Genomic DNA, 22,834 nt, shown 5'->3' on the forward strand with positions numbered 1-22,834 from the left:
CGGGCCGCCGCACGTGCAAGGAGTGGACCATGAGCAACGAGCGCGGAAGGCGCGTGGTGGTGGTCGGGGCCACCGGCAACGTCGGCACCAGCGTCGTCCGGGCGCTCGGCGAGGACCCGGAGGTCGCCTCCGTCGTGGGGATCGCCCGCCGCGTCCCCGCCTGGTCGCCGCCCAAGCTGACCTGGGTCAGGGCGGACATCGCTGAGGAGGCGGACGACCTGGTCCGGCCCCTTCAGGGCGCCGACGCCGTGATCCACCTCGCCTGGCTCATCCAGCCCAGCCACGACCCGGCGACCACCTGGCGGACCAACGTCCTGGGCAGCGTCCGCCTCTTCGACGCGGTCGCGGCCGCGGAGGTGCCGACGCTGGTGTACGCGTCCTCGGTGGGCGCCTACTCGCCCGGCCCCCACGGCCGTCGGGTGGACGAGTCCTGGCCCACCCACGGCTGGCCCGAGGCCGCGTACTGCCGCGAGAAGGCCTATGTGGAGCGGGTGCTGGACACCTACGAGGGCGAGCACCCGCAGGTGAGAGTGGTGCGGATGCGCCCCGCCTTCCTCTTCAAGGAGCAGTCCGCGGCAGAGCAGCGCCGCCTGTTCATGGGCCCGTTCCTGCCGCGCCGGCTGGTGCGCCCCGCGCTGCTGCCCGTCGTGCCCGACATCCGCGGCCTGATGCTGCAGGCCCTGCACACCGACGACGCCGCCGAGGCCTACCGGCTCGCGGTCGCCCGGGATGTGCGCGGCGCCTTCAACCTGGCCGCCGACCCACCGCTCGACGCCCGCGTGCTGGCCGAGACGCTGGGCGCCAGGACGGTACGGATGCCGGGCGCCGCAGCCCGCTCCGCGCTGGCCGCCGCCTGGCACCTCCACCTCGTGCCCGCCTCGCCCCAGCTGTTCGACGCCGCGCTGCGGCTGCCGCTGATGGACACCGGCCGCGCCCACGACGAACTGGGCTGGCGGCCGCGGCACACGGCCGTGGAGACGGTCGAGGAGTTTCTCGGCGGCCTCCGCCGGGGCACCGGCATGGAGACGGCGCCGCTGGCCCCCAAGGCGCCCGGCGGGCGGCTGCGCGAGGTCGTCGGCACGGGGGTGGGCCGGCGGCCCTGACCGCGTGTCATCACCCACCCGGTGGCCACGGCGGGGACCGGCGCGGGGCGCGCTGAGTCGCGGGGGCGGTCGGCATGGTGCACGGTGGAGGGACCGGGCTTCATGCGATGGGGTGGTGCCGATGTCGAACCACACGTACCGCGTCACGGAGATCGTCGGATCCTCCACCGAAGGGGTGGACGACGCGATCAAACGCGGTATCGACCGGGCTTCCCGGACGCTTCGCGAGCTGGACTGGTTCGAGGTGACGGAGATCCGGGGTCACCTCGAAGCCGGGCGGATCGCCCACTACCAGGTCGGTCTGAAGGTCGGCTTCCGGCTGGAGGACAAGTCCGACTGAGCCGCGCCCGAGCCGCCGGGAGCCCGCCGCGGCCCGCGCGGCAGGGCCGCGCCGCGGGCCGGCACCGGTCAGGGCACCACGGTCACCGGCCAGCGCCCGGCCTTGACCAGCCGGACCGCCACCGAGCCGACGAACCGGTGCCCGGCCTGCTCGGACGCGCCCACCACCACCGCATCGGCCTTGAGCTCGTCGGCCGCCTGCACCAGGCCGGTGTACGGGTCGCCGCGGAAGGTGTGGAACTCCCAGCGCACCTCGAAGATCCCGCGCCGCCGCTCAGCCGCCTCGCGGATCTCCTGCATCAGCTCCTCGGCGACCTCCTCGGTCGTCTGGGCCACCGAGGCGCCCAGGACCGCGCCCCCGGCCAGCACCGGCTGTACGTACACCACGGCGAGCAGGGAACCCTGCCGCCGGGCCAGCCCGGCGGCGTAGGCCGCGGCCCGCCAGGAGGATTCGGAGCCGTCGACTCCGACCACGATGACTTTGGGCCCGTCCGTGCCGCGTTCGAAGGACGCGGGGAGTTTGTCCACCACATCTGCGAGGCTAGCGCCAGGGACGGGTAGGTGATCAACCGGCCCGGACCGCGGCGCGGGCGCGCCGCGGCCGTACCATGACCGCCGCCGTAGGACAGGAGACTCAATGGGCGGAACGCACCGCGGCGAGCTTCTCGCCATCAGTGATCTGCACGTGGCCTACTCGGAGAACCGGGAGATCGTGGAACGGCTGCGGCCGGGCTCGGACGACGACTGGCTGATCGTCGCCGGGGACGTCGGCGAGCTGTTCGCCGACATCGAATGGGCGCTGGGCCTGCTCAGCGAGCGCTTCGCCAAGGTCGTCTGGTCGCCCGGCAACCACGAGCTGTGGACCCACCCCAAGGACCCCGTACAGGCCCGCGGCGTGGCCCGCTACCAGGCGCTGGTGGACATGTGCCGGGCCAAGGGCATCGTCACCCCCGAGGACCCCTATCCGGTGTGGGAGGGCATCGGCGGGCCGCTGACCATCGCCCCGCTGTTCCTCCTCTACGACTACTCGTTCCGGATCGAGGGCCTGAGCACCAAGGAGGCCGCACTCGCCCATGCGCACGAGGCGGGGGTCGTGTGCACCGACGAGCACTTCCTCCACCCGGAGCCGTACCCCACCCTGGACGCGTGGTGCCGGGCCCGGGTCAAGGAGACCGAGGCCCGGCTGGCGGACCGCGACCCCGGGCTGCGGACCGTGCTCATCAACCACTGGCCGCTGACCCGGCTGCCCACCCGGGTGCTGCGCTACCCCGACTTCGCCCTGTGGTGCGGCACCGAGCTGACCGCCGACTGGCATGTGCGGTTCCGGGCCGAGACGGTCGTCTACGGCCATCTCCACATCCCCAGAATCACCGTGGAGGACGGCGTGCGCTTCCAGGAGGTCTCGGTCGGCTACCCCAGGGAGTGGAAGCGCCACGGCCTGCCCGAGGATCCGCTGCGCCGGGTGCTGCCGGTGCCGGTGAACTGATCCGGCCGCGCCCGGGCGGCTCACCGCGGGTCGGGGAACAGGTCGGTGAACGGCGAGCCGGCGTCACCGACCGACCGGCCGAAGGGCGCGTCGAAGTCCCAGACCAGGAAGAGCAGAAAGACGATCAGCGCGCTGAACATCACCGCCATCGCCAACTCCCGTGGCGTGCGGCGGATCTGCAAGGTGAACAGCAGCCCGATCACCAGCGCCGCGCCGACGGCCAGCCCGAGCCAGACCATCGCGGGCAGCGTCGGCCCGGCGTTCTGCTCCCGGGCCTCGCGGGCGGCGTCCACCGCGGCGACCTGCTCGACCAGCGGCTGGAAGGTCTGCCACTCCCGGTCGGTGCGCGGCGTGTAATCGTTGACGTCCTTCCGCAGCCGCGCCAGCAGGGTGCTGCCGCGGTCGGTGAGCTCGCCCTTGTCGATCATCAGCTGCCACTCCTTGGACACCACGTGGTCCGCGTACGCCCGGGCGTCCGCGCGGATGCGGTCGCGCACCGGCGCCGGGTAGTTGCCCGCCCGCTCGCTCACCTCGTGCAGCGCCTGCGCCTCGGTGCGCACTCCGTCCTGCGCGGCGCCGCGCGCCTCCCAGACCCCGGCGATGGCCAGGCCCAGCACGATGGCGTAGACCACGCCGATCATCATCGTCATGTACTCGATGACGTCGGGGGTCTCGGAGGGGTCGTCGTCCTCGGGGACCCGCCGCTGGTTGAGCAGCGTGGCGGCCAGGACGAGCGCACAGACCCCCGCCGTCACCAGGGTGAGAATCAGCCATTCGGGCATGGGCAACCTCCGTCGGGTCGTGCGGCGTCGGCGTCAGCCGCGTGGGCCGCCGCGCGCAGCGGAGCGCGAGCGCGAGCGGGGGCGCAGGGTGGCGGCCGCGAGCACCGCGGGCGCGGTGATCAGCAGCGTGAAGGTGACCAACGAGACGCCGCCGCCCGACTGTTGGGACGCGGACCGGTGGTAGGCGGGCAGCGCCGCGGCGCGCGGGGACTCGGCCGGCGTCGGTGAGCTGCGCGGCGGCGTCGGGTGCGGCTTCGGCCGCGCCGGCGGCGCGACCGAGGACGGGGGAGCGGCCGAGGACGGGGGAGCGGGGCGCGCGGGGGGCGGCTCGGCCGACGTGGGCCGCGCGGGCGAGCCGTGCGTCGGGGGGCGGGTGGGGCGCGGCGTCGGCGCCGAGGTCGGCGTGTGGGTGGGCGTCGCGGTGGGGCGGGGCGTCTTGGTGGGGGTCTGCGTCGGCGTCTTGGTGGGCGTCTGCGTGGGGGTGGCGGTCGGCGTCGGCGTCGGCGTCGGCGTCGGGGTGGGGGGATGCGTCGGGCACCACCACGGCCAGAGCAGGGCGAGGCCCGGAACCCGGACCTCGATGTGGACATGGATGCCCGCGTGGTGCCGGCCGGGCGACGGGTCGTCCGCCCCGCCCGCCCCGGCCGCTGGACCCGCCCCCGTCGAGGCCAGCACCCCGGCCGTGACGAGGAGCCCTGAACGCCACGCGCGCTGCCATCGGTTCACGACGGAGATACTCGGCCGATCGGACCCCCTGCAGCCGGATGCCCGCGTGGATTCCCTCGAATAGGTGAAATCGCGGGGAAAGTCGCTCCTTTAGACGGCAGTTCTGATTAGCGCGCGTCCTTCAGGTGTGCCCGCTCCAGGATCGGGCCCGTGTCCACGCCGGGCGGCAGGGTGCCGAAGGCATGGCCCCAGTCCCCGCCGAGCCGCGAGGCGCAGAAGGCGTCCGCCACCGCCGGGTGGCTGTGCCGCACCAGCAGGCTGCCCTGGAGGACCAGCGTCATCTGCTCCGCGAGGCGGCGGGCGAGCAGCTGGGCCCGCTGGGGGTCGGCGAGCTGCGGCAGCAGCGCGCGCAGCCGGGCCACGGCCGCGTCCAGCCGCGCGTCGGCCCCGGCGGCGGCGTCCACCTCGGCCAGGAACGCGTCCAGGGCCCCCGACTCCCGGCCCAGCGCGCGCAGCACGTCGAGGGCCGCGACATTGCCCGAGCCCTCCCAGATCGACAGCAGCGGCGCCTCGCGGTACAGGCGCGGCATGCCGGAGTCCTCCACATAGCCGTTGCCGCCCAGGCACTCCAGGGCCTCGGCGGCGTGGCCGGCGCCGCGCTTGCACACCCAGTACTTGCTCACCGCCAGCCCCAGCCGGCGCAGCGCCGCCTCCGACTCGTCCCCGGCCGAGGCCCGGTCCAGGGCCGCCGCCAGCCGCAGCGCGAGCGTCGTGGCGGCCTCCGACTCGATCGCCAGATCGGCCAGCACATGGCGCATCAGCGGCTGGTCGATCAGCTCCGCGCCGAACGCCCGCCGGTGCTCGGCGTGGTGCAGGGCCTGTCGCAGCCCGGCCCGCATGCCCGCCGCCGTACCGATCACACAGTCCAGCCGGGTCACATTGACCATCTCGACGATGGTGCGCACCCCGCGCCCCGGCTCCCCGACCCGCCAGGCCACCGCGCCGTCGTACTCGACCTCGGAGGAGGCGTTGGAGCGGTTGCCGAGCTTGTTCTTGAGCCGCTGGAGCTGCATGGGGTTGCGCGTCCCGTCGGGCAGCACGCGCGGCACCAGGAAGCAGGTCAGGCCCTCCTCCGTCCGGGCGAGCGTGAGGAAGACGTCGCTCATCGGCGCCGAGGTGAACCACTTGTGCCCGGTCAGCAGGTAGGCGCCGTCCGCCTGGGGGAGGGCCCGGGTGGTGTTGGCGCGCACGTCCGAGCCGCCCTGCTTCTCCGTCATCGACATGCCGGCGATCAGCCCCCGCTTGCCCAGCGGCGGGCGCAGCCCGAAGTCGTAGACGCGGGAGGCCAGCAGCGGCTCGTAGGCCGCCGCGAGCTCCGGCTCGGCGCGCAGCGCCGGGACCGCGGCGTACGTCATGGAGATCGGGCAGCCGTGGCCCGGCTCGGCCTGCGCGAAGACGTAGAACTTCGCCGCGCGCACCAGATGCGCCCCGAAGCGGCTCTCGCTCCAGGCGGCGGCGTGCTGCCCGCTGTCCACGGCGGCGGCCATCAGCCGGTGGTAGGCGGGGTGGTACTCGACCTCGTCGATGCGATGGCCGTACCGGTCGTGGGTGTGCAGCACCGGGGGGTGCTCCTCGGCCATCCGCGCCCAGTCCTGGACCTCGGCGGACCCGGCCAGCGCGCCCAGCTCCCGCACCTCCGGCTCGCCCCAGGCGCCTCCGTCCCGGCGCAGCGCCTCCAGCAGCGCGGGATCGTCGGCCGTGCTGAAGCCGGTCAGCGGCGGGGCCTGGTTGAGGACTTCGTGCGTGGCACCCATGGCGTCTCCTCGTGCGCGGCGGCCTTCAGGGGCAGTCGTCTTCGGCGTCGGTCTTCGGCGTCGGTCTTCGGCGTCGGTCTTCGGCGTCGGTCTTCGGCGTCGGTCTTCGGCGTCGGTCTTCGGCGTCGGTCTTCGGCGTCGGTCTTCGGCGTTCGTCTTCGGCGTTCGTCTTCACAGGGCGTTCGGTCTTACACTTCCATCATGCGTGATGGAGAACCGTAATGGACAGTGTTCCGGACAGCCCGGGTGACGCCGGGACTCCCGCGCTGCGCCCGCTGACGGCCCGCTCGATCGTCCTCAGCACCCTCCTCGGCCACCACCCGCCCGAGCTGCCCGCCCGCGCCCTGGTCCGCGTCGGCGCGCTGTTCGGCGCCGCGGAGGGGACCGTCCGGGTCGCGCTCACCCGGATGGTCGCGGCCGGCGACCTCGAGCAGCGCGGCCGCGCCTACCGGCTCACCGACCGCCTCCTGGCCCGCCAGGCCCGGCAGGACGACAGCCGCGCCCCCCGCACCCGGCGCTGGGACGGCGAGTGGGAGATCGCCGTCGTCACCTCCGACCGCCGCGCCGCGCCCGAGCGGGCCGCGCTGCGCCAGGCGATGGCCACCCTGCGCCTCGCCGAGCTGCGCGAGGGCACCTGGCTGCGCCCCGCCAACCTCGTACGGCCGCGCCCCGCCGTCGCGGCCGAGCAGTGCTCATGGCTCACCGGCGCGCCCGAGGGCGACCCGACCGCGCTCGCGGCCCGGCTGTGGGACCTGGACGGCTGGGCCGGCCGGGCCCGGCTGCTGGCGGCGGCCCTGGAGCGGGCCGACGGGCTGGCCGAGCGGTTCACCGTCGCCGCCGCCGTCCTCCGCCACCTCCTCGCCGACCCCGTCCTGCCCGACCGGCTGCTGCCCCCCGACTGGCCGGGCGCGGACCTGCGCCGCCGCTACGACGCCTTCGAGCGGGAGTTCCGGGCCCTGCTGCCCCGGTACGCGGCGGAGCGGCCCTGAGGAGGTATGAGGCCGACGTATGAGACCCGCCGGCGCTCCCCAAAGGCCGGGCCGGTTCAGGCCGACTCGCGCAGGACCAGTTCGGTCGGCAGGACCAGCGACGGCTCGATCCGCTCGCCCGCGGCCAGGCGCAGCAGCTGCTCGGCCAGCCGCCGGCCGATCCGCGTGATGGGCTGGCGGACCGTGGTCAGCGGGGGCTCGGTGTAGCGGGCGGTCTCGATGTCGTCGAAGCCGACCACGGCCACGTCCTCCGGCACCCGGCGGCCCGCCTGCCGCAGCGCCCGCAGCACGCCCACCGCCATCAGGTCGGAGGCCGCGAACACGGCGTCGAGCGCCGGCTCCTCGCGCAGCAGCCCGCGCATCGCGGCCGCGCCCGACTCCCGGGTGAAGTCGCCCACGGCGACCCGCGCGGGCAGCCGCGCCTCCTCCAGCGCCGCCCGGTAGCCGGCCAGCCGGTCGATCCCGGCCACCATGTCCTGGGGGCCCGCGACGGTGGCGATCCTGGTGCGCCCGGAGCGCACCAGGTGGCGCACGGCGGCGGCCGCGCCCCCGGCGTTGTCCACGCCGACGTACGGCAGGGACACCGGGCCGAGCAGCCGCTCGTTGGAGACCACCGGGATGCCCACGCGGGCGAGGGCGGCGGGCAGCGGGTCGGCGCCGTGCACGGAGGCCACCATGACCCCGTCCACATGCCGCGCCAGGGCGAAGCGCTCGATGCGGTCCCGGCCGGCGGGGGAGCGCGCCATCATCAGCACCAGCTGCTTGTCGGCCTCCTCCAGCCGCCCGCTCACCCCGCGCACCACCCCGGGGAAGAACTGGTCGTCGGAGAACACCCGGCCCGGCTCCTCGGGCAGGACCAGGGCGAAGGAGTCGGTGCGCTGGGTGACCAGGCTGCGGGCCGCCTGGTTGGGGACGTAGCCGAGCTCCCGGACGGCCCGCTGCACCGCCGCGCGGGCGTCCTCGCCGACCCTGGTGGAGCCGTTGACGACGCGGGAGGCCGTGGCGCGGGAGACACCCGCGCGCAGCGCCACGCTCTCCAAGGTCGGCCGGGTCCGGTGCATGGGCGCGTACCCCGTTCCTCGTCGCTCTTCGTGTGTCCGTCGGTCACAGCATGGAACACGCGGCGCGGCGGGAGACACCCTTCGGCCGAACTGTCATCGGCCGACGGCCCCGGCCGGCCCGGCCGTTCACGCCGCTTCCCTAGCAAGTGTTTGGTAGGTACGGTGCTGAGCATGGCCGAGGCATACATCGTCGAAGCGGTACGGACCCCGGTCGGCAGGCGGAACGGCGGACTGGCGTCCGTCCACCCGGCCGACCTCGGCGCGCACGTCCTGCGCGCCCTGATGGAGCGCTCCGGCGCCGACCCGGCCGCCGTCGAGGACGTGGTCCTCGGCTGCCTGGACACGGTCGGCCCGCAGGCCGGGGACATCGCGCGCACCTGCTGGCTGGCCGCCGGGCTGCCCGAGGAGGTCCCCGGGGTGACCGTGGACCGGCAGTGCGGCTCCTCGCAGCAGGCGATCCACTTCGCCGCGCAGGCGGTCCTCTCCGGCACCCAGGACCTGGTGGTCGCGGGCGGCGTGCAGAACATGTCGATGGTCCCGATCGCCTTCGCCAGCCGCCAGGCGACCGTGCCGCTCGGGCTGACCGAGGGCCCGTACGCGGGCTCGGAGGGCTGGCGGGCGCGCTACGGTGACCGGCCGGTCAACCAGTTCCACGGCGCCGAGCTGATCGCCGACAAGTGGGGCATCACCCGCGAGGCGATGGAGGAGTTCGCGCTGCGCTCGCACCAGCGTGCCGTACGCGCCATCGACGAGGGCCGCTTCGACCGGGAACTCGTGCCCTACGGGGAGGTCACCGCCGACGAGGGGCCGCGCCGGGACACCAGCCTGGAGAAGATGGCCGGCCTCCAGCCGGTCATGGCGGGCGGCCGGATCACCGCCGCGCTGTCCTCCCAGGTCTCCGACGGGGCCGCGGCGATGCTGATCGCCTCCGAGCGCGCCGTGCGCGAACACGGCCTGACCCCGCGCGCCCGCCTCCACCACCTGTCGGTGCGCGGCGAGGACCCGATCCGGATGCTGTCCGCGCCGATCCCGGCGACGGCGCACGCGCTGAAGAAGACCGGCATGACCATCGACGACCTGGACCTGGTCGAGATCAACGAGGCCTTCGCGCCCGTGGTGCTGGCCTGGCTCCAGGAGACCGGCGCCGACCCGGAGAAGGTCAACGTCAACGGCGGCGCCATCGCCCTCGGCCACCCGCTCGGCGCCACCGGCACCAAGCTGATGACGACCCTGCTGCACGAACTGGAGCGCACGGGCGGGCGGTACGGCCTGCAGACGATGTGCGAGGGCGGCGGCCAGGCGAATGTGACGATCATCGAGCGGGTGTGAGCCCGGGCGACCGCCCGGTGGCCCAAGGGGCTTCCGAGGCGGCCGGGGCCGACGGCGTGCACCTCGCGCGGCGCAGGGCCGCCAGGAAGCGCGCGGCGAAGACCGGGTGGCCCGCGGGCGAGGGGTGCAGCCGGTCGGCGCCCTCGGGCTCCAGCAGCAGCCGCGTACAGCTGGGCCCGAACACCTTGGGTCCGTGGACGTAGTGCAGGTTCGCGTCCCCGTGCTCGCGCAGCAGCCCGACCGCGCGCCGTATGTGCGCCCGGCACTCGCGCATCGTCATGCCGGAGGGCCCCGGCACCTCCTCACGCTCCGGCGCCACGATCGTCGACATCACCGCGAAGGGGGTCGTCGGATGGCCCTCGCGCACGGTGCGTACGAAGCCGACGAGCGCCGAGGCCAGCGAATCCCGGTTGTGGCTGCCCAGCGCCTGGATGTTGATCCCGACGCAGACGGTGAGCAGCTCGGCCGGCAGGTCCCGCATCAGCCGCGCGGTCATGGGCTGCAGCTGGCAGGCCGCCCCCAGCGCCAGCGAGGTCAGCTCCCATCCGGCGCGCCGCGCCACCAGGGCGGCCCAGGTCCGGCTGGGGGAGGCGGCGCCGCGCCCCTGCGAGATGGAGCTGCCGTAGTGGACCCAGCGCGGGCGCTCCCCGGCGTCGTCGGGCCCGACCGCGGCCCCCGCGTCCAGCGTCAGCCCGCACAGCCGGAACTGGTGGTAGAAGGGCAGCCACAGCTCGACGGTCGCGGGCTTTCCCGGCCGGCCGGGCAGGCCCTCGACCCGGAACTCCGCGTCCCCGCCGTGCGTCTCCAGCTCCACGGTCGCCGTGTGCCGCCCCTGGCACAGCACGTCCAGCCGCGCCACCTCCGGCGGCCCGTTGAGTCTCGGCGCGGGATCCGCCTGATAGCGGCAGGTCAGCGCGGTGCTGTCGGTGCGCAGCACCACCCGCACGCCCGAGGGCATCGCGGCCCGCCCCAGCCCGCCCTCGGGCAGGTACAGGGCTGCTTCGGGATGCGGCAGCCGCCAGGGCGCGGTCCAGCCGGGGCCTCGCTGCAGCGACACCGCGCCCCGGTAGCGCAGCCGCGGGTCGTCGTGGGCCACACGCACGCCTGACACTCCTTGAGATCGAGCAGGATCGGCCTGGGGGAGGGGCGCGCGCACCGCCCGGCCGCGGGCGCGCGACGCCCGCACCTCGCACATCGTGCCACGGAGCGCGGCCTGGGCCCTGTCGTCAAAGGGGGCGTCCGGCCGCGAGCGGCGTCTGGTGCAGGGGGCACCTCCCAGCGGTAGCTGGGGGACCATAGCAAGGCGGAGCGTCGCCCTCGTACTGGGCGTACTTGGGCGATGCGACAACGCGGCGAGGTGCCGTGCCAGGCGTCGGGAGCAGGGCGCCCCCTTTGACGACAGGGCCTAGCCCGGCCGGAAATGTGTCGCGTACTCACCCTCCGCTACGGGAGACTGACGCGGTGTCCGCGCGGAGGGGGTGGTGCGATGCCGTGGCCGCGGCGACGCAACCTGCAGACCACCGACGAGACGTCGGAGTCCGAGCGTCTGCTCTTCGGCGGACGACTGCGCTACGACATGGGATTCAGCCGCTACGAGGACGCCTATCTCCACCTGTCGCTGTGGGCGATGGCGCGCAGGCTGCCGCGCCTGGTGGGCTCCACCGTACGGCTCGCCCGGGCCGCCGACCGCAGGGCGCTGCGCACGGTCGCGGCCGCTGAACTCGGCCAGGGGATCGGCCAGGCCTTCGGCCTGGTCGCGGTCAACGACGCCCTTGCGGCGCTGCTGTCCGAGGGGACGACCGCCGACCGGCTGCGGCAGGCGCTGCCGTCCCTGCTGGTGGTCGGCGTGGTGGCGGTCGTCGGCGCGCTGCTGGCCTCGGCGTCGACGGCCGCGACCGGCCGACTGGAGCCCAAGGTCGAACGGCTCGCGACGGAGCGCTACCTGGAGTGCGCGGCCCGCGTGGAGCTGTCCGCGATCGAGGACGCCGAGTTCCACCGGCTGCTGGACTCCGCCCAGTACGGGGCCTCCTCGGCCCGGCGCATGGTCAAGTACTGCGTGGCGGTGGTCAATGGGCTGCTCGCGGTCGCCGCCGCCGCGGGGGTGCTGACCGTCCTGCACCCCGTGCTGCTGCCGCTGCTGGTGCTGATCGCGCTGCCGCGCAGCTGGAGCGCGCTGCGCATCGCCCGCCGCCGCTACCTCTCCTTCCACTCCATGATCGAGCACGCCCGCGCGGGCCATCTGCTCAGCCGGCTGCTCATCGAGCGGGAGGCGGCGCAGGAGGTCCGGGTGCACGGCGTCGGCCGCTTCCTGCTGCGTCACTTCCGCCGGATGTCGGAGTCCGCGGAGGCGGAGCAGACCCGGCTGGCCCACGCCGCGGCCGGGACCGAGCTGGTCGCCGCGGTGTTCACCGGCGCCGCGACCCTCGCCACCTACGCGGCGCTCGCCGGGCTGCTGCTCACCGGCGGCATGGAGCTGTCCGTCGCGGGCACCGCGGTCATCGCGATCCGCACCGGCTCGCAGAACCTGTCCACGCTGGTGCTCCAGCTCAACCAGCTGTACGAGGAGATGCTGTTCGTCCAGGACCTGGACCGGCTGTGCGAGGACGCCGAGCGGTTCGCCATCCCCGAGGGCGGGCTGTCGGTGCCCGAGGAGCCGAGGGAGATCCGCTTCGAGTCCGTGTCCTTCACCTATCCCGGCACCGACCGGCCGGCGCTGGACAAGGTCAGCCTCACCATCCCGGGCGGGCGGGTGGTCGCGCTCGTCGGCGAGAACGGCTCCGGCAAGTCCACCCTGGTCAAGCTGCTCGCGGGGCTCCATCTGCCGGACTCAGGGCGCATCCTGTGGGACGGCACCGATGTCACGGCGGCCGATCGCGAGCAGCTCTTCTCCCGTGTCGCCATGGTCAACCAGGACTTCAAGCGATGGCCCTTCACGGCCAAGGCGAATGTGGCGATCGGCAGCCCGCAGGCCCCGATCCGCGCCGAGTCCCTGGACCGCGCGGCGGCCCACGCCGGGGCCGACGAGCTCATCGCGGGGCTGCCGCACGGCTGGGACACCCTGCTGGCCCGGGAGTTCCGCGGCGGCCATCAGCTCTCCGGCGGCCAGTGGCAGCGGCTGGGCATCGCCCGCGCCCGCTACCGCACCGCTCCCGTGCTGCTGGTCGACGAGCCCACCTCAGCCCTCGACGCCCGCGCCGAACTCGCCGTCTTCGAGCAGATCCGCGCCCTCGCGGGCGAGGGGCAGACTGTGGTCCTCATCACCCACCGGCTCGCCTCCGTGCGCCACGCGGACGTCATCCACGTGCTCCACGAGGGGCGGCTCACCGAGTCGGGCAGCCCTCGGGAGCTGCTGGACAAAGGCGGTGTCTACGCCGAGCTGTTCCGCCTCCAGGCGTGCCAGTACGACCTCGACGAGTCGTGACGCCCCTCAGATGGCGGGACGCCGCTCAGATACCGACGCCGTGGGAGCGCAGATAGGCCAGCGGGTTGATGTCCGAGCCGTAGCCGGGGCCGGTGCGGATCTCGAAGTGGAGGTGCGGACCGGTGGCGTTGCCCGTCGAGCCGGAACGGCCCACCTGCTGGCCGCCGCTCACCTGCTGGCCCGCCCGGACGGAGAGCTGGGAGAGATGGGCGTACTGGCTGTATCTGCCGTCCGGGTGGCGGATGACCACCTCGTAGCCGTACGCGTCGGCCCACCCGGCCGAGACCACCCGGCCGGCGCCCACGGCCTTGACCGAGGTGCCGATGCCCACGGGGAAGTCGATCCCGGTGTGATAGCCGCTCGACCAGCTGCCTCCCGCCGCGCGGTAGGGCGTGCTCGGGCCGACCCCGCTGACCGGGGCGGTGAACTTCGAGGTGGTGGGCGCGGCCGGTTTGTGGGGGGTCCGGTGGGAGCGGTCGGCCTCCGCGGCCCTGGCCGGCCGCTCGGCCTTGGGCTCGGCCTTGGGCTTCGGCTTCGCCTTGGGCCTCGGCTCGGCCTTGGGACGGGCTTTGGGCTGGGCTTCGGCGTCGGGCTTCGCCTGGGGCCCGGCCCCGGCCTTTCCGCCGCCCAGCGACAGCTTCTGGCCCGGGTAGATCAGATCCGGGTCGCCGCCGATGGTCTCGCGGTTGGTGTGGTAGATCGTCTGCCAGCCGCCCTCGACGTCGTGCCGCTCGGCGATCCGGGACAGCGAGTCGCCGCGGACGACCACATACCCGCCGACCCGGGTGGTGTCGCGGCCCGGCAGGCTGGTGGGCGTCGGCGCCTCGCGCTTGGTCCGCTCCGCCGGGGCGGCCTGACGGTGTGCCGTCGCCGACGCGGACGTGGCCTCGGGCGCGCTCCGCGGGGCGGCTTCCCCGCGCTCCAGCCCGGCCCGCGTCGAGCAGGCCGGCCAGGCGCCCGGGCCCTGGGCGTCGAGCACCTTCTCGGCGACGGCTATCTGCTGGTTCTTGGTGGCCAGATCGGCCCGGGCCGCGTAGGCGGTCCCGCCGTATGCCTCCCACGTGGACTGGGTGAACTGCAGGCCCCCGTAGAAGCCGTTCCCCGTGTTGATGTCCCAGTTCCCGGTGGACTCGCAGTGGGCGACCTTGTCCCAGGCCGCCCCGGAGGCGGCGCTCGCGCCGGTCGCGCCGACCAGCGGGAGCGCGATGCCGGCGCCGCCCGCCGTGACGCTGAGCGAGGCGCGGGAGATGCGACTGGGCTTGTAGCGGCGGTGGCGTCCGCGTAAGGCCATGGACGGCTCCTTCTCATGCGCCTTCGCGGCGCGCCTGCCGGGCGCGCCAAAGATTAGGGGTGTGGATTTCGCCACAACAAGAGGGAGTTGGGTGCGGGGAAGAGGCCGCAGCGCGCTGCGCTGCGGCCTCTCCACGGCAGAGTGACGTGGATCACAGTATTTCGCTGGGTGTCGTGTACGGGACGGAACGTAGTGATCTCGGTGTCATGCGTCGACACCCGAGGGAGCCACCCAGGGGCGCACGGCAGCCCGCCGGAGCGCGCACAGCCGGCCTGGCCGACCGTGACCACCTCCGTGATGCCCCGCGCCGCCAAGCGCGCCGTGCTCGCGCGCCGCCGGATCAAGGTCCGGTCGGGCGGAAGAGCGGCCATCCCAGTGGCTACGCGCGCACCGCCAGCGACAGCGCGAAGCGCCCTTCCCGGTCGGTCCACCACCGCCGCGGCTCGAGACCCGCCGCGGTGAGTTCCGTCCGCACGCCCTCGCGCCGGAACTTCGCGGAGATCTCGGTGCGCATCTCCTCCCCGGCCGCGAAGTTGACCGCGAGGTCCAGCGCGGGGATCTTCACGGTGAGGTCGCCGCGGGCCCGCAGCCGCATCTCGATCCACTCCCGCTCCGCGTCCCACAGCGCCACGTGGTCGAAGTCCACCGGGTCGAAGTCGGCGCCCAGCTCGCGGTCGACGACGGCGAGCACGTTCTTGTTGAAGGCCGCGGTGACGCCCTGCGCGTCGTCGTACGCGGCGACCAGCGTGGCCTCGTCCTTGACCAGGTCGGTGCCCAGCAGCAGCGCGTCGCCGGGCGCGAGCAGGGCGCCGACCGAGGCGAGGAAACCGGCCCGCTCGACGGGCGGCAGATTGCCGATGGTGCCGCCGAGGAACGCCACCAGCCGCGGGCCCGGCGTGTCCGCCGGCAGGGCGAGCCCGGCCAGGAAGTCGGCGACCAGCGCGTGCACCACGAGTTCCGGGTGTGCGGCGAGCAGGGCGCGCCCCGCGAGGCTCAGCGCGCTCTCGCTCACGTCCACGGGCACATAGGTGCGCAGCTCCGGCAGGGCGCGGAGCAGATGGCGGGTCTTCTCGGAGGACCCGGAGCCCAGCTCGACGAGGGTACGGGCGCCGGTGGCCGCGGCGATCTCCGATGCCCTGGCGACCAGGATCTCCCGCTCCGCGCGGGTCGGGTAGTACTCGGGCAGCCTGGTGATCCGCTCGAACAGCTCGCTTCCGCGGGCGTCGTAGAACCACTTCGGCGGCAGCTGTTTGGGGGTGCGGGTCAGCCCCTCGGCCACGTCGGCGCGCAGCGCGGCGGCCGTGGCGTCGGCGGGCAGGGTGCGGGAGAGGGTGAAGGGGCTCATGGGGAAGCCTCCTTGAGCGCAGTGAGCTGGACGTCGGAGCGGGTGGCGGTCAGCAGGGTGCGGTCGGGGACATCGGCCCAGCGCGGGTCGTCGTCGTAGGGCTCGGAGGCGACCACCACGCTGTGGCCGGGCTCGACCAGATAGCTGAGGGTGTCGCCCCAGGCGGTGGCGGCGATGGTCTCGCCGTCCGTCAGCAGCAGGTTGAGCCGCGAGCCGGGCGCGGCGGCGGCCACCGTGCCGGTGGTCTCGCCCAGCGCCGTCGGCAGGTCGTGGCCCAGCCGCAGCCGGTGCAGCGTGAGCGCCCACAGGAACGCGGCGTCGCAGCGCGCCTCGAGGCGCAGCAGGTCGGGCGCCGGGAGGGTGGTGGCGAGGTCGGCCACGGAGTGCGGCCAGTCCTCCACCCTGCCGTTGTGGCTGAACAGCCAGGCGCCCGAGGAGAAGGGGGCGGCGGCCGCCTCCAGGTCGGCGCTCGGTTCCGAGGCGTTGCGCACGGCGGCCAGCAGCGCCCCGGTGCGGATCACCCGGGCCAGGTCGGTGAACGAGATGTCGGCCCAGATGGGCCCGGCGCGCCGGTAGCGGGCGGCCACCGGGTCGCCCTCCGCGTACCAGCCCACGCCGAACCCGTCGACGTTCATCCTCCCGTGCCGCTGCCGCCGTGGCGCGTACGACTGCCGGCACAGGCTGTGCGGTGGCGCGATGAGCAGCTCCCCCACGGGTCTGCTGGGTCCGAGATAGGCGAGATGCCGGCACATCGGCACCACCCCTTTCCGATCCGGTGGGTTTCACGCTTCCCCGGGCCCCGCGTCGCGCGCGGTGCGGAAGCCGGAGAAGATCTGGCGGCGTATCGGCAGGTCCCAGTTGCGGAAGGTGCCACGGCAGGCCACCGGGTCCACGGCGAAGGAGCCGCCGCGCAGGACCTTGTACGTGGCGCCGAAGAACACCTGCGAGTACTCGCGGTACGGGAAGGCCCGGAACCCCGGATAGGGCAGGAAGTCGTCGGCCGTCCACTCCCACACGTCGCCGATCAACTGCCGCACGCCCAGCGGCGAGGCGCCGCGCGGATAGCTGCCCGCCGGGGCCGGCCGCAGATGGCGCTGGCCCAGGTTGGCGTGGTCCGGGGTGGGGTCGGCGTCGCCCCACGGATAGCGGCGGGACCGGCCCTCGGCCGGGTCGTGCCGCGCGGCCTTCTCCCACTCCGCCTCGGTGGGCAGCCGCCGCCCCGCCCAGCGGGCATAGGCGTCGGCCTCGTACCAGCTCACATGCACCACCGGCTCGTCGGGCCGCACCGGCTCCGTCACCCCGAACCGCCGGCGCAGCCACCGGCCGCCCTCCCGCCGCCAGAACAGCGGCGCGGTCAGGCGCTGCTCGCACACGTGCCGCCAGCCCGGCCCGGTCCACCACCGCCGCTGCCGGTAGCCGCCGTCCTCGATGAACCGGGCGTAGGCGCCGGCCGTGACCGGGGCGGTGTCGATGAAGAAGGCGGGGACCACGCGCCGGTGGGCCGGGCGCTCGTTGTCCAGCGCCCAGGGCTCGGTGGAGGTGCCCATGGTGAACGGCCCGCCGGGCACCAGCACCTCCGCGGGCAGCGGGGCGCCGTCGCGGGTGTCCGGCGGGGGCGGGGCGGCGAGCGCGGCGGGCCCACGGCGCAGCTGGTGGGTGATGAGCATCGTCTCGTCGTGCTGCTGCTCGTGTTGCGCGATCATGCCGAAGGCGAAGGCGGCGTCGACCAGCGGCCCGCCCCGCAGCGGGAGCCGCTCGAGGACGTCGAGCACCCGTCCGCGCACCTCGGCGACGTAGGTACGGGCCTCGGCGGGCGACAGCAGCGGCAGCGCGGGCCGCTCCGCGCGCGGGTGCTCGAAGGCGTCGTACACCGAGTCGATCTCGGGCCGCAGCGCCTCCTGCCCGGCGACGGCGCGCAGCAGCCACTGCTCCTCCTGGTTGCCGATGTGCGCCAGGTCCCACACCAGCGGTGACATCAGCGGGGAGTGCTGGGCGGTGAGGTCCCGCTCGTCGACGCAGGCGGTGAGGGTGCGGGTGCGCTCGCGCGCCCCCCGCAGCGCCGCCTCGGCGCGCCGCCGCAGTGCCTCGGGATCGGGGTCGGGCCCGGAAGCGGTCATGGCCGTTACTCCTTCCCGGTGATGGAGGTGAGCAGATCGTCGGCCGGGCACCGGCCGCGGGCGACATAGCGGTCGGCGAAGGCGGCGACCGCGGCGGTGATGGCGGGGGAGGCCCCGAGCCGGGGCAGCGCCTCCAGGGCCGTGGCGAAGCAGGTGACGGCCGCGGCGCGCAGCTCGGGGTCGCGGAGGCCGTGGCGGGCGGCGGCGAGCCACAGCGGGTTGGCCGGCGCGGGCCGCGCCCCCGCCGTCTCGGTGAGCGGTTTCACCACGCGGTAGACGGTCTCCGCCGCCTGGGGGTCGTCGAAGAGAGCCACCGTGACGGCGAGGGGGACGATCCAGCCGTCCTCGCCGCGCTGCGCGTCGATCATGCGCAGCTCCAGGTGGCCGCGGGGGCGCACGGGCGGGAAGAGGGTCGATATGTGGTAGTCCAGGTCGTCCCGGGTGGGCGGCCGGGGCGCGCGGGAGCGGATCCAGTCGCGGAAGGTGAGGCCGTACGGCACGGTCCACGCCCCCGCGCCGTCCCGGATGGCCATCACGGGCGCGTCGAGCACGTACCCGGCCCAGGCCGCGCGCGGATCGGGGCCGGCGGGCGGCGCCAGCGTCCGGCCCGGGTCCATCGCCGTCCACAGGGCCTGCCGGGTCGAGCGATAGCCGGTCGGGGCGCCCTGGCACAGGGGGGAGTTGGCGAAGGCCGCCGTCAGGACGGCCCCCAGCAGATGGGCCAGCCGCCAGCGCCGCCCGAGGCCCAGCGGGCCGGGCTCCTCCAGGCCGGCGTCCACGCACACCTGCACCGAGGCGGTGCCGCACATCATGGAGCGCCCGGCCGGTCCCCGGCGGTCGAAGTAGGCCTCCATCGTGGCGTAGCGGGGGGTGGTGAGGAAGCGGCGCGGCGGGCGCCAGGGGTCGTGCCCGTGGCCGGCGAGGCCGAGGCCGTGGCGGGCGAGGAGCGGGCGGACGAGGGCCAGGTCGGCGGCGGCGGACTCCACCAGGGCGGTGAGCGAGTCGGCCGGCCGGGAGCTGAGCTCCAGCTGGCCGCCGGGTTCGAAGGTGAGCGCGGACCGCAGCGGCAGTCCGCGCAGCGCGGTGACCGCGGCCTCCAGCCGGGCGGTCTCCAGCGGGTGTGCGGGGTCGTGGGCGTCGTGGACGAGCCACTCCAGCTCCACACCGGACCGCCGCGGCGGTCCGGTCTTGAAACAGATGCCGCGGATGCGGGCCTCCGTCTCGGCCTCGCTGATCGGCCGGTTCTCGGGCACAGTCGCCATCTCCCTCTACAAGGTCGCGCCCCCTCGGCTCGCTCCCGGCTCTCGCTGGGAGCCACCCCCGCCGTCGTCGGCGGCGGGTGCCTCAGGGGCCCTCCAGGCTCAGGGCCCGTCCAGGGTCGCACACGAGGTCATCCACCGCTCGGCGGAGCGGACGGGGGCGCGCCGGGCGGGACGGTTCCGCTGTCCGTACCGACTGGTTAGTATGCGGTCGGCGCGGGGACCGCGCGCCGACCGACGGGGTGGGGAGGCCACCGGTATGCAGGCATGGCGAGTGCACGAGACGGGCGAGCCGCGCGCGGTGATGCGCCTGGAGGAGGTGGCGGAGCCGGTCGCCGGGCCGGGGCAGCTGCTGCTGCGGGTCAGGGCCGCCGACGTCAACTTCCCCGACGCCCTGCTGTGCCGCGGGCAGTACCAGGTGCGCCCGCCCCTGCCGTTCACCCCGGGCGTCGAGGTGTGCGGCGAGATCCTCGCCGTCGGCGAGGGCGCCCGGGGACGGCCGGGCGACCGCGTCATCGCCACCCCCGCGCTGCCCGCCGGCGGCTTCGCCGAGACCACGGTCGCCGACGCGGCGGCCGCGCTGCCCGCGCCCGGAGCGCTGGACGACGCGCAGGCCGCGGCGCTGCACATCGGCTACCAGACCGGATGGTTCGGCCTGCACCGCCGGGCCCGGCTGCGGCCCGGGGAGACCCTGCTGGTGCACGCGGCCGCGGGCGGCGTCGGCAGCGCCGCCGTCCAGCTGGGCAAGGCCCACGGCGCGCGGGTGATCGGCGTCGTCGGCGGCGCGGACAAGGCCGAGGTGGCCCGAGGACTCGGCTGCGACCTGGTCGTCGACCGGCGCGGCGAGGACATCGTGGCGGCCGTCAAGGAGGCCACCGGCGGGCGGGGCGCCGATGTGGTCTACGACCCGGTGGGCGGCGACGCGTTCGCCAAGTCGGTCAAATGCGTGGCCTTCGAGGGCCGGATCGTGGTCGTCGGATTCGCCAGCGGAGTGGTCCCCCAGGCCGCCCTCAACCACGCCCTGGTCAAGAACTACGCGATCCTCGGCCTCCACTGGGGCCTGTACAACACCCACGACCCCGCCGCCGTCCGCGCCTGCCACGACGAACTGGCGCGGCTGGCCGCCCAGGGCGCGATCAGCCCCCTGGTCAGCGAACGGGTGCCGCTGGACGCCGCCGCCGACGCCGTACAGCGCGTCGCGGACGGCACCACCACCGGCCGCGTCGTGGTCGTCCCGGGCCGGCCCGGGCGGACCGAGCCCACCGAGCCCGTCCAGGAAGAGGGAGAGCGTCGATGACCACGGTCACCGGAGCCACGGAAGCCACCGAAGGGGACAAGGTGACCGCCGAGCAACTGCGGCACCGCGTCCGGCGACTGCTCGCCGAACACCCCGTGGCCACCACCGACCGCCTGGACTTCCTGCGGGCCCGCTTCGACGCCGGACTCGCCTGGATCCACTACCCGCCCGGGCTCGGCGGCCTGGGCGCCCCCCGCGCGCTGCAGGCCGTCGTGGACGCCGAGCTCGAGGCCGCGGGCGCGCCCGACAACGACCCGCGCCGCATCGGCATCGGCCTCGGCATGGCCGCGCCCACCATCCTCGGCTTCGGCACCGACGAGCAGCGCACCCGCCTGCTGCGCCCGCTGTGGACCGGCGAGGAGGTGTGGTGCCAGCTGTTCAGCGAACCGGGAGCCGGCTCGGACCTCGCCGCCCTGGCCACCCGCGCCGTGCGGGACGGCGACACCTGGGTGGTCGACGGGCAGAAGGTCTGGACGTCCGGCGCCCACCTCGCCCGCTGGGCGATCCTCATCGCCCGCACCGACCCCGACCTGCCCAAGCACCGCGGCATCACCTACTTCGTCTGCGACATGACCGACCCCGGCGTCGAGGTCCGCCCGCTGCGCCAGATCACCGGCGAGGCCGAGTTCAACGAGGTCTTCCTCACCGGGGTGCGCATCCCCGACAGCCGGCGCCTGGGCAAGGTCGGCGAGGGCTGGAAGGTCGCACAGACCACCCTGATGAACGAGCGCGTCGCCATCGGCGGCGGCCGCGTGCCCCGCGAGGGCGGCATGATCGGCAAGCTCGCCGGCGCCTGGCGCGAGCGGCCCGAGCTGCGCACCCACGAGCTGCACCAGCGGCTGCTGGGCCTGTGGGTGGAGGCGGAGGCGGCCCGGCTGGCGGGCGAACGGCTCCGCCAGCAGCTCGCGATCGGCCAGCCCGGCCCCGAGGGCTCGGCGATGAAGCTCGCCTTCGCCCGCCTCAACCAGGAGATCAGCGGCCTGGAGGTGGAACTCCTGGGGGAGGAGGGCCTGCTGTACGACGACTGGACGCAGCGCCGCCCGGAGCTGGTCGACTTCACGGGGCGCGAGGCCGGCTACCGCTATCTGCGCGCCAAGGGCAACTCCATCGAGGGCGGCACCTCCGAGGTGCTCCTCAACATCATCGCCGAACGCGTCCTGGGCCTGCCGCCCGAGCCGCGGTCCGACAAGGACGTCCCCTGGAAGGACCTGCCCCGATGAGCACCCCGGACCTGCTCTACTCCGAGGCCGAGGACGATCTGCGGGCCGCCGTACGGTCGCTGCTCGCCGACCGCTGCCCGCCCTCCGCCGTCCTCGCCGAGGCCGAGGGCCCCCGCCCGTACGACCCCTCGCTGTGGCGCTCCCTGGCCGCCGAGATGGGAACGGCCGGGCTGCTGGTGCCCGACAAGCTCGGCGGACAGGGCGCCACCGCGCGGGAGGCGGCCGTCGTCCTGGAGGAACTGGGCCGCACCGTCGCCCCCGTCCCCTATCTCACCAGCGCCGTGCTCGCCACCACGGCCCTGCTGGGCTGCGACACCGACGAGCAGCACGTCGCCCGGCTGCTCGGCGCCCTTGCCACCGGGCGCGCGGTCGGCGCGCTCGCACTGCCGCTGTCCACCCCGCCCGGCGGCGGCGCGCCGCCCGCCACCGTCACCGCCAGCGGCGACGGCGCGCTCACCGGCCGGGTCACGGCGGTGGCGGGCGCGGCCGGCGCCGAGGTGCTGCTCGTCCCCGCCGACGGCCCGGACGGATACGGCCTCTACGCCGTCGAAACCACCGCCCTCGGTGCCCCCGCAGCCCCAGGCGCCGCCGAAACCCCCGCAGCCCCCGCCGTCCCCGGGGTCACCGTCGAGCCGTTGACCCCGCTCGACCTCACCCGGCCGCTCGCCGCGCTCCACCTCACCGAGGCCCCGGCGCGCCGCCTCGCCGGGCCCGACCGCGCCCGGGCCGCCGTCGGCCGGGCGCTGACGGCCGGCGCCGGGCTGCTCGCCTCCGAGCAACTGGGGCTGGCCGAGTGGTGCCTGAGGGAAACCGTGCGGCACACCAAGGAGCGCCATCAGTTCGGCCGCCCCATTGGCTCGTTCCAGGCGCTCAAACATCGCATGGCCGGACTCTGGCTGGAGTTGGTCTCCGCCCGCGCCACGGCCCGGCACGCCGCCGACGCGCTCGCCGCGGACAGCCCCGAGGTCCCCGTCGCGGTGGCGGTCGCGCAGGCGTACTGCGCGCGGGTCGCGGTGCACGCGGCCCAGGAGTGCGTACAACTGCACGGCGGGATCGGCATGACCTGGGAACACCCGGCGCACCTCTACCTCAAGCGGGCCAAGAGCGACGAGATCGCCCTGGGCACCCCCGGCCGCCACCGCGAGGCGCTGGCCGGGCTCGTGGACCTCCCCGCCCCGGTCGGCTGAGCTGCGCCGCCCCCGGCCGGCGCGCACCGGCCGGGGGCCGTCCGGGTGTTCGCACCCGTGATCGGCACCCGTATGGAGCACCGAGATGGCGCGGATCGAGGAGTGGGCTGGGCCAGACTGGCGGCCGG

General features: G+C 74.9%; 20 protein-coding genes. 9 read left to right on the forward strand and 11 right to left on the reverse strand.

Annotation, left to right across the window (positions count from 1 at the left end; translation table 11 throughout):
- Window positions 1-29 precede the first annotated feature (29 nt).
- Entirely contained in the window at window positions 30-1,103 is a 1,074-nt protein-coding gene (locus ABFY07_RS10465) for an NAD-dependent epimerase/dehydratase family protein (protein ID WP_346174213.1), read from the forward strand.
- A 121-nt stretch (window positions 1,104-1,224) separates the two neighbouring features.
- Window positions 1,225-1,443, forward strand: coding sequence for a dodecin (locus tag ABFY07_RS10470; RefSeq protein ID WP_076971940.1), 219 nt, complete (start codon window positions 1,225-1,227; stop codon window positions 1,441-1,443).
- 68 nt (window positions 1,444-1,511) lie between these two features.
- Here the strand turns inward: ABFY07_RS10470 and ABFY07_RS10475 are convergent, their stop codons facing one another.
- Entirely contained in the window at window positions 1,512-1,973 is a 462-nt protein-coding gene (locus ABFY07_RS10475) for a universal stress protein (RefSeq protein ID WP_346174214.1), read from the reverse strand.
- A 106-nt stretch (window positions 1,974-2,079) separates the two neighbouring features.
- Between ABFY07_RS10475 and ABFY07_RS10480 the strand changes: the two genes are divergently transcribed.
- Window positions 2,080-2,928 (forward strand): metallophosphoesterase family protein, encoded by an 849-nt coding sequence (locus tag ABFY07_RS10480; protein WP_346174215.1) that lies wholly within the window; start codon window positions 2,080-2,082, stop codon window positions 2,926-2,928.
- Between the two features lie 20 nt (window positions 2,929-2,948).
- Here ABFY07_RS10480 and ABFY07_RS10485 read toward each other — a convergent pair whose 3' ends face one another.
- The 3 genes from ABFY07_RS10485 to ABFY07_RS10495 all read right to left on the reverse strand — a co-directional run bounded on the left by ABFY07_RS10485 (window position 2,949) and on the right by ABFY07_RS10495 (window position 6,190).
- On the reverse strand, window positions 2,949-3,710 hold the full coding sequence (locus ABFY07_RS10485) for a bestrophin-like domain (protein WP_346174216.1): 762 nt from the start codon (window positions 3,708-3,710) through the stop codon (window positions 2,949-2,951).
- Window positions 3,711-3,743: 33 nt separating this feature from the next.
- Complete coding sequence (locus ABFY07_RS10490; RefSeq protein ID WP_346174217.1) at window positions 3,744-4,436, reverse strand: hypothetical protein; 693 nt, start codon at window positions 4,434-4,436, stop codon at window positions 3,744-3,746.
- Window positions 4,437-4,543: 107 nt separating this feature from the next.
- Window positions 4,544-6,190 (reverse strand): acyl-CoA dehydrogenase family protein, encoded by a 1,647-nt coding sequence (locus ABFY07_RS10495; RefSeq protein WP_346174218.1) that lies wholly within the window; start codon window positions 6,188-6,190, stop codon window positions 4,544-4,546.
- Between the two features lie 221 nt (window positions 6,191-6,411).
- Between ABFY07_RS10495 and ABFY07_RS10500 the strand changes: the two genes are divergently transcribed.
- Window positions 6,412-7,179, forward strand: coding sequence for a PaaX family transcriptional regulator C-terminal domain-containing protein (locus ABFY07_RS10500; protein ID WP_346174219.1), 768 nt, complete (start codon window positions 6,412-6,414; stop codon window positions 7,177-7,179).
- Window positions 7,180-7,235: 56 nt separating this feature from the next.
- Here ABFY07_RS10500 and ABFY07_RS10505 read toward each other — a convergent pair whose 3' ends face one another.
- Window positions 7,236-8,240, reverse strand: coding sequence for a LacI family DNA-binding transcriptional regulator (locus ABFY07_RS10505; RefSeq protein ID WP_346174220.1), 1,005 nt, complete (start codon window positions 8,238-8,240; stop codon window positions 7,236-7,238).
- A gap of 171 nt (window positions 8,241-8,411) precedes the next feature.
- Between ABFY07_RS10505 and ABFY07_RS10510 the strand changes: the two genes are divergently transcribed.
- Complete coding sequence (locus tag ABFY07_RS10510) at window positions 8,412-9,569, forward strand: acetyl-CoA C-acetyltransferase (RefSeq protein ID WP_346174221.1); 1,158 nt, start codon at window positions 8,412-8,414, stop codon at window positions 9,567-9,569.
- Here the strand turns inward: ABFY07_RS10510 and ABFY07_RS10515 are convergent.
- A complete protein-coding gene (locus ABFY07_RS10515) occupies window positions 9,553-10,671 on the reverse strand; it encodes an SGNH/GDSL hydrolase family protein (RefSeq protein WP_346174222.1) in 1,119 nt (372 codons plus the stop codon). The genes ABFY07_RS10510 and ABFY07_RS10515 overlap by 17 nt on opposite strands.
- A 384-nt stretch (window positions 10,672-11,055) precedes the next feature.
- Here ABFY07_RS10515 and ABFY07_RS10520 point away from each other — a divergent pair, with 384 nt between their 5' ends.
- Window positions 11,056-12,990, forward strand: coding sequence for an ABC transporter ATP-binding protein (locus ABFY07_RS10520; RefSeq protein WP_346174223.1), 1,935 nt, complete (start codon window positions 11,056-11,058; stop codon window positions 12,988-12,990).
- A 25-nt stretch (window positions 12,991-13,015) separates the two neighbouring features.
- Here the strand turns inward: ABFY07_RS10520 and ABFY07_RS10525 are convergent, their stop codons facing one another.
- From ABFY07_RS10525 to egtA, 5 genes are all read right to left on the reverse strand, one after another.
- Window positions 13,016-14,281: a transglycosylase family protein gene (locus ABFY07_RS10525; RefSeq protein WP_346174224.1), complete on the reverse strand. Its 1,266-nt coding sequence runs from the start codon at window positions 14,279-14,281 to the stop codon at window positions 13,016-13,018.
- A 379-nt stretch (window positions 14,282-14,660) separates the two neighbouring features.
- Window positions 14,661-15,626, reverse strand: a complete 966-nt coding sequence (egtD, locus tag ABFY07_RS10530; RefSeq protein WP_346174225.1) for an L-histidine N(alpha)-methyltransferase — start codon at window positions 15,624-15,626, stop codon at window positions 14,661-14,663.
- Window positions 15,623-16,378, reverse strand: coding sequence for an ergothioneine biosynthesis protein EgtC (egtC, locus tag ABFY07_RS10535; protein ID WP_346174226.1), 756 nt, complete (start codon window positions 16,376-16,378; stop codon window positions 15,623-15,625). Before egtC ends, egtD begins: the two co-directional genes overlap by 4 nt.
- Window positions 16,379-16,408: 30 nt before the next feature.
- Window positions 16,409-17,743, reverse strand: coding sequence for an ergothioneine biosynthesis protein EgtB (gene egtB / locus ABFY07_RS10540; protein WP_346174227.1), 1,335 nt, complete (start codon window positions 17,741-17,743; stop codon window positions 16,409-16,411).
- A gap of 5 nt (window positions 17,744-17,748) precedes the next feature.
- Entirely contained in the window at window positions 17,749-19,005 is a 1,257-nt protein-coding gene (egtA, locus tag ABFY07_RS10545) for an ergothioneine biosynthesis glutamate--cysteine ligase EgtA (RefSeq protein WP_346174228.1), read from the reverse strand.
- 256 nt (window positions 19,006-19,261) lie between these two features.
- Here egtA and ABFY07_RS10550 point away from each other — a divergent pair, with 256 nt between their 5' ends.
- From ABFY07_RS10550 to ABFY07_RS10560, 3 genes are read left to right on the forward strand one after another with little or no spacing between them, the layout of a single operon-like run.
- Window positions 19,262-20,299, forward strand: coding sequence for an NADPH:quinone oxidoreductase family protein (locus ABFY07_RS10550; protein WP_346174229.1), 1,038 nt, complete (start codon window positions 19,262-19,264; stop codon window positions 20,297-20,299).
- Complete coding sequence (locus tag ABFY07_RS10555; protein WP_346174230.1) at window positions 20,296-21,519, forward strand: acyl-CoA dehydrogenase family protein; 1,224 nt, start codon at window positions 20,296-20,298, stop codon at window positions 21,517-21,519. The genes ABFY07_RS10550 and ABFY07_RS10555 overlap by 4 nt, the downstream gene beginning before the upstream one ends.
- The gene (locus ABFY07_RS10560; protein ID WP_346174231.1) at window positions 21,516-22,706 is read left to right on the forward strand and encodes an acyl-CoA dehydrogenase family protein; all 1,191 of its coding nucleotides are present in this window, start codon (window positions 21,516-21,518) and stop codon (window positions 22,704-22,706) included. The genes ABFY07_RS10555 and ABFY07_RS10560 overlap by 4 nt, the downstream gene beginning before the upstream one ends.
- Window positions 22,707-22,834 lie beyond the last annotated feature (128 nt).

The organism is Streptomyces sparsogenes subsp. cuspidosporus (assembly GCF_039532705.1).
Taxonomy (GTDB): Bacteria; Actinomycetota; Actinomycetes; order Streptomycetales; family Streptomycetaceae; genus Streptomyces; species Streptomyces sparsogenes.

Bases quoted from the DNA above. Each gene is read 5' to 3' on its own strand.
- ABFY07_RS10465 (WP_346174213.1), top strand. From the start codon at position 30: ATGAGCAACGAGCGCGGAAGGCGCGTGGTGGTGGTCGGGGCCACCGGC.
- ABFY07_RS10470 (WP_076971940.1), top strand. From the start codon at position 1,225: ATGTCGAACCACACGTACCGCGTCACGGAGATCGTCGGATCCTCCACC.
- ABFY07_RS10480 (WP_346174215.1), top strand. From the start codon at position 2,080: ATGGGCGGAACGCACCGCGGCGAGCTTCTCGCCATCAGTGATCTGCAC.
- ABFY07_RS10485 (WP_346174216.1), bottom strand. From the start codon at position 3,710: ATGCCCGAATGGCTGATTCTCACCCTGGTGACGGCGGGGGTCTGTGCG.
- ABFY07_RS10495 (WP_346174218.1), bottom strand. From the start codon at position 6,190: ATGGGTGCCACGCACGAAGTCCTCAACCAGGCCCCGCCGCTGACCGGC.
- ABFY07_RS10500 (WP_346174219.1), top strand. From the start codon at position 6,412: ATGGACAGTGTTCCGGACAGCCCGGGTGACGCCGGGACTCCCGCGCTG.
- ABFY07_RS10505 (WP_346174220.1), bottom strand. From the start codon at position 8,240: ATGCACCGGACCCGGCCGACCTTGGAGAGCGTGGCGCTGCGCGCGGGT.
- ABFY07_RS10510 (WP_346174221.1), top strand. From the start codon at position 8,412: ATGGCCGAGGCATACATCGTCGAAGCGGTACGGACCCCGGTCGGCAGG.
- ABFY07_RS10520 (WP_346174223.1), top strand. From the start codon at position 11,056: ATGCCGTGGCCGCGGCGACGCAACCTGCAGACCACCGACGAGACGTCG.
- ABFY07_RS10525 (WP_346174224.1), bottom strand. From the start codon at position 14,281: ATGGCCTTACGCGGACGCCACCGCCGCTACAAGCCCAGTCGCATCTCC.
- egtD (WP_346174225.1), bottom strand. From the start codon at position 15,626: ATGAGCCCCTTCACCCTCTCCCGCACCCTGCCCGCCGACGCCACGGCC.
- egtC (WP_346174226.1), bottom strand. From the start codon at position 16,378: ATGTGCCGGCATCTCGCCTATCTCGGACCCAGCAGACCCGTGGGGGAG.
- egtB (WP_346174227.1), bottom strand. From the start codon at position 17,743: ATGACCGCTTCCGGGCCCGACCCCGATCCCGAGGCACTGCGGCGGCGC.
- egtA (WP_346174228.1), bottom strand. From the start codon at position 19,005: ATGGCGACTGTGCCCGAGAACCGGCCGATCAGCGAGGCCGAGACGGAG.
- ABFY07_RS10550 (WP_346174229.1), top strand. From the start codon at position 19,262: ATGCAGGCATGGCGAGTGCACGAGACGGGCGAGCCGCGCGCGGTGATG.
- ABFY07_RS10555 (WP_346174230.1), top strand. From the start codon at position 20,296: ATGACCACGGTCACCGGAGCCACGGAAGCCACCGAAGGGGACAAGGTG.
- ABFY07_RS10560 (WP_346174231.1), top strand. From the start codon at position 21,516: ATGAGCACCCCGGACCTGCTCTACTCCGAGGCCGAGGACGATCTGCGG.